The following is a 2,536-nucleotide window of genomic DNA, read 5'->3' as shown; positions in this document are numbered from 1 at the left end:
GGCCGGCCCCGCCGTGCGTGGGTTGCTCCGGGGCGGCGGTCGCCGGCCGATGCCGCATCGCCTCCACCATCTTGATCACCCCGGCGACGCCGGCGGCGGCCTGGGTGTGGCCGATGTTCGACTTGATCGAGCCGAGCAGCAGCGGTGCGGCGTCGCCCCGTTCCTGGCCGTAGGTGGCGAGCAGCGCCTGCGCCTCGATCGGGTCGCCGAGGGTGGTGCCGGTGCCGTGCGCCTCCACCACGTCGACCAGGTCGGGGGTGAGCTTCGCGCCGGCCAGGGCCTGCCGGATGACGCGCTGCTGGGACGGGCCGTTGGGGGCGGTGAGCCCGTTCGACGCGCCGTCGGCGTTGACGGCGGAGCCGCGGATGATCCCGAGCACGGGGTGGCCGTTGCGGCGGGCGTCGCCGAGCCGTTCCAGCAGCAGCATGCCGACGCCCTCGGACCAGCCGGTGCCGTCGGCGGCGGCGGCGAACGACTTGCACCGGCCGTCGGCGGCCAGCCCGCGCTGCCGGGAGAACTCGACGAACGGGCCGGGGGTGGCCAGGACGGTGGCGCCGCCGGCCAGGGCGAGGCCGCACTCCCGCTGGCGCAGCGCCTGGCAGGCGAGGTGGATGGCGACCGACGCCGACGAGCACGCGGTGTCCACGGTGACCGACGGGCCCTCGAGCCCGAACGTGTACGCCAGCCGGCCGGAGACGACGCTGGCGGCGGTGCCGGTCAGCACGTACCCCTCGACGCCGGGCGCCCGGTGCAGCACGGCGGCGTAGTCCTGCCCGGAGGTGCCGACGAAGACGCCGGAGCGGCTGCCGCGCAGCGACAGCGGGGCGATGCCGGCCCGCTCGAACAGCTCCCAGGTGACCTCCAGCAGCAGCCGCTGCTGCGGGTCCATGGCGACGGCCTCGCGCGGCGAGATGCCGAACAGGGCGGCGTCGAAGCGCCCCGCGTCGGGCAGGAACCCGCCGGCGGTGGTGTACGAGGTGCCGGAGTTGTCGGGGTCGGCGTGGTAGAGCCGGTCCAGGTCCCAGCCCCGGTCGGTGGGGAAGTCGCCGATGGCGTCCCCGCCGGACGAGACGAACTCCCACAGCTGTTCGGGCGAGTTGATGCCGCCCGGGTAGCGGCAGCTCATCGCCACGATGGCCACCGGCTCGGACTCCTCGGCGGTGACCTCGCGCAGCCGTTGGCGGGTCTGCTGCAGCTCGGCGACGACCCGCGTCAGGTATTCGCGCAGCCGCTCTTCGTCCGCCATGACATCTCGCTTTCTCGTGACACCACAGGTCCCCGGGCGGCTCAGGAGAGCCCGAGGTCCTGGTCGATGAGGTCGAACAGCTCCTGGTTGCTGGCCGCCCGCAGCCGGTCGGCCACCTCGGCGGTCTCCTCCCGGCGTTCCTCGGCGGCGCCGAGCCGTTCGAGCAGGCTGTGCAGCCGCATCGTGATCCGCACCCGGCCGATGTCGTCCGGGTCGCGCAGCGCGAGGGCGCTCTCCAACTGGTCCAGCTCCGCCAGGGTCGGCAGCGCCTCCACCGAGGCCTCGTCGAGCAGTTCCGCCCGCAGGTGCTCGGCGAGCGCCTGCGGGGTCGGATGGTCGAAGACCACCGAGCTGGGCAGGCTCAGGCCGGTCGACCGGGCGAGCCGACCCCGCAGCTCCACGGCGGTCAGCGAGTCGAAGCCGAGGTCCCGGAAGGGCCGGCCGGCCTCCACGGCGTACGGGCTGTCGTGGCCGATGACCTCGCCGGCGGCGGCTCGGATGAGGTCGACCAGCACCCGGGCCTGCTCGGCCGGGGTCAGCTCGCCGAGCCGCTTGCGCAGTTCGCCGGCGACCCGGTCGCCGTCCCCGGCGTCCGCGCGCTCCGCCGCCGCCCGGGCGGCCACCTCGGCGATGTCGCCGATCAGCGGTCGGGGCCGGGCGGAGGCGAACACCGGCGCGAAGCGGTCCCAGTCGACGTCGGCCACGGTGAGGGCGGTGTCGTCGCCGGCGAGGCCGGCGCGCAGGGCGGCCATCGCCGGTTCCCGGTCGAGCAGGGACACGCCGCGCCGGCTCATGGCCGCCGCGTGCGCGTCGGTCACCATGCCGCCGCCGGCCCACGGGCCCCAGTTCACCGAGAGGTGCCGAGGGCTCCCGGCCGGCCGGGACTGCGCCCAGGCGTCCAGGAAGGCGTTGCCGGCGGCGTACGCGCCGTGGTCGCCGACGCCCCAGACCGCCGCGATGGAGGAAAAGTGGACGACCAGTTCGAGCGGCCCGGGGTCGAGGAACTCGTCGAGGTGCCGGGCGCCGGCGATCTTGCCGGACACGACGTCGGCGAGTTCCGCCTCGGTCACCGCGGCGACCGGGTTGAGCCGCCCCACCCCGGCGGCGTGCACCACTGCGTGCACGGTCTCGCCGTCGGCCCGCAGCCCCCGGGCGAGCTCCGCCACCGCGTCCCGGTCGGCCAGGTCGCACGCCAGCACGCGGGCCTCGGCGCCGAGGGCGGCCAGCTCCGCCACCGCCTCGTCGGCGCCGGGTGCCGCCGCGCCGCGCCGGCTGACCAGCAGCAGCCGG

At 75.9% G+C, this 2,536-nt stretch carries 2 protein-coding genes; both read right to left on the bottom strand.

The annotated features are described in order from the left end of the window. On the bottom strand, positions 1 to 1,291 hold a 1,291-nt coding region (locus tag ACWENR_RS30425), incomplete at its 3' end, for a beta-ketoacyl synthase N-terminal-like domain-containing protein (RefSeq protein WP_452280383.1). After that, a partial coding sequence (locus tag ACWENR_RS30420; protein ID WP_452280382.1) for a beta-ketoacyl reductase occupies positions 1,288 to 2,536 on the bottom strand: 1,249 nt, incomplete at its 5' end. The genes ACWENR_RS30425 and ACWENR_RS30420, both read right to left, overlap by 4 nt.

This window comes from Micromonospora sp. NPDC004336, from assembly GCF_053602615.1.
The sequence above is the reverse complement of the archived record's forward strand: the minus strand, read 5'-3'. Positions and strand labels throughout refer to the sequence as shown.